The 2,993-nt window shown below is 32.8% G+C and carries 1 protein-coding gene; it reads right to left on the bottom strand.

Translation table 11 applies throughout. The features are described 5' to 3' along the window. Positions 1 to 13 precede the first annotated feature (13 nt). On the bottom strand, positions 14 to 2,993 hold a 2,980-nt coding region (locus AJ884_RS04940), incomplete at its 5' end, for an autotransporter outer membrane beta-barrel domain-containing protein (protein WP_148123914.1).

Here is a 2,993-nt window from a genome sequence, read left to right as displayed (position 1 = left end):
ATCTTTTATAAGATTACCAAAGATAATTAAACTGAGCAAATCCTGTATGGGTATTGCCATCTTTATCAAACATTCCATTATAGTTTAAACTAAAATAGAAAGCTTCATTAACAGGAACGATAAAAGAAGTACTTACAAATTTTTGTATTCTTGGTAAATAAAACTCATCACTTACTTTTATATTTCCAAATCTAGCCTTAGCTTCTACTTTAGGATTGATATTAAACTTAGCTCCAAGTTCTACTGAAGTTTTTAAATTAGGCAACCAATCTCTAAACCAAGTAAAGCTTGTTTTAGTAGAGAAAAGATTTAAATAGTTTGCATAGGTTCTTTCTCCACCTTTAACTGTTGCTTGTCCTATAGTATCTTTCATAGAAAAAGCTTCAGTATAGCCTCCTTCATAAGCAAGACCTATTTCAGGGGAGAATATATCTTTATTAGAAATAAAATTCATACCTAAGGCTGTATTGACTCCATAAGCATAAGAATTAGGTTCAGCTTTAGCTTCATTATTTCCTATTTTTTTAGTTAAATCATTTTTAATCAAAGCAGCTTTACCTTGAGCTTTGATATAAACTTCTTGACCTTTTTCTGTAGTAAATAAGGTATTAAAGTATTTTAAACCTGCATAATAGGTTCTATTATTAATATCAAAATAAGTTGAACCCATTCTTGTATCTTCATAACCTGCATACACACCATATATTCCACTGTCTTTTAAAGTAGAATAACCTATAATGGTTCCTTTAGTGTGTCCTTTACTTTCTTCATTTAAAGAAAGTTCAACATTCTGTGAAGAAGCATAAGGAAGGATGAATAAAGAATGTTCTTTATTAGAACCATAGCTTCCATTATTTAAATCACTCTTTATATAATCACTTGCATCTGCATATAAATTACCCTTTTCAGACATAGCAATGCTTTGAGATTTACTTGAAGAAGCTAAAGCAAAGCTTTGCATAGAATTACCCATAACATTATCTATAAAGGTAGATCTTCTTGAAGTAGTAGAGATTAAAGATCTAAAGGTTGCACCTGATATGGAAGCATTAAGATTAAAATCTGTAGTAAGCTTTCCTGTTATTGGATCAAAGCTTAAAGATATTTCTCCACCTCCATTGGTTCCTATATTGCCAATATTGTTTTGATTGACACCTGAGATGATATTGCTTATATTACCTAATTCTTCAAGATTAACATTGCTTTGATCTACAGTGATGTTTTCTACTTGTACATTATTTGCACCGCTTCCACCTACAACCACAGTGTCTAATTTACCTGTGTTTTTATCTGTAGAAACAACCCAATCTTTGATTCCAACACTACCACTACCATTGTTAGTTACTGTATTACCATCTTTATCTTTACCTACTGAACCTTGGTTGGAGATAACTAAATCAGCATTACCATTATTTGTAATACCTCCACCTATAGTAGCACCTTCTCCATTGGAAATTTCAAGTTTATTATCACTGTTATTAGTGATAGAACCGCTTATACCTGTATTAGAATTAGAAGTGTTAGTGATGGAGTCAAGCTGACTGTTTTTATCAATTGTAATAGAACCAGTAATAGAGCCTTCTCCTTCATTAACAAGACCACCTTCTACCTTAGCTCCACCTTCTATCTTGATATCGCTACCTATAGATGCACTATCCGTATTGACTATATTTCCTTCAAGCTTAGTGTTTTCCCCACTAACTGTAATACCACCTGTTATACTTCCTGAGCCAGAATTAGAGATAGCTTGACCTGAAGAAGAAGTTACAGTAGCTCCATCTTCTACTTTTATAGAGCCTTCTATTTTTCCGCTTTCATTAGATATACCAGCGCCACTTCCACCTTCTACTCTAGATCCTTCACCGGATAAAATTATTTCTCCGCTTAAAGAAGCTGCTTTTTCTAATCTTATACCATTAACTTTACCTTGTATAATGCCACCATTTTTAAGTTCTATTTTACTAGTACTTGAACCAACATCTAAAGCAATTCCATGATTATCGCTATAAATTCCACTTACAGTTCCATCTTTTGAAGTATTTTTTCCACCATCTATGTATAAATCGCCTAGAGTTTGCCATTGATTTACCCATATTCCTGCTGTTTTACCATAAACTACACCTCCATCTTTTATGGTAAGTGTTCCAAATTTACCATAGGATACATGTATACCAGAAACAACTGAATTGATAGTTCCTGTGTTGATGATATTTTCTATGGTGCCACCGTTTTCTAATTTTATAGCGCCACCCCACCATATATCTTCAGTGCTATTTATAGTACCTTTATTTTCAAGTGTTTTTATAATGCTATTGTGTATAAAAACAGCAGAGGAACCACCATTCATAGTACCATTATTGATAAAATTTTCTATGGTTCCACCAACCATTGTTACACCTTCGCTCCCACTAATTAAACCACTATTAACAAAGCTTTGTATATTAGTATTTTTTCCTTCGAAAAGTACTCCTCGGTCGTTAGAGCCTACTATAGTCCCACTATTTTCGAATTTATCCACAGTGAGAGTTCCTGAGTTACCTCCCCAAATTCCCATGTAAATTTGACCATTGATTTGACCTGTATTTTCAAAGGTGTTAACAGTGATGGTTCCTTTAAAATTGTTATCATGTTCTACAGCTACCTTACCGTTAATAGTTCCATGATTGGTAAGATTGGTAAGAGTAAGAGTGTTGTTACTACTAGCATGAGCATAGATGATTCTATCTGTATTGCCTATACTACCTAAAGTTCCACCTGATTGAATTATTATGGTATGTGGACCTGAATCGGAAATGTTGATTGTGCTAGTTTCTGAACCACTTACAGTCGTATTAGTATTCTGATAAACACTTGCTGATCTAGCTTTAGTATTTTTATTTGCTTCATCATAAGTTTTTATTTCAGAATTTAATGTAGCATTAGCACAACTAGCTAAGAAAGAAATAGTAGCTAAAGATAAAACTATCTTTTTAGAATTTAAACAGGGTTCTTTA

This window comes from Campylobacter sp. BCW_6463 (assembly GCF_001762785.1).
In the GTDB taxonomy this organism is placed as follows: Bacteria; Campylobacterota; Campylobacteria; order Campylobacterales; family Campylobacteraceae; genus Campylobacter_D; species Campylobacter_D jejuni.
The sequence above is the reverse complement of the archived record's forward strand: the minus strand, read 5'-3'. Positions and strand labels throughout refer to the sequence as shown.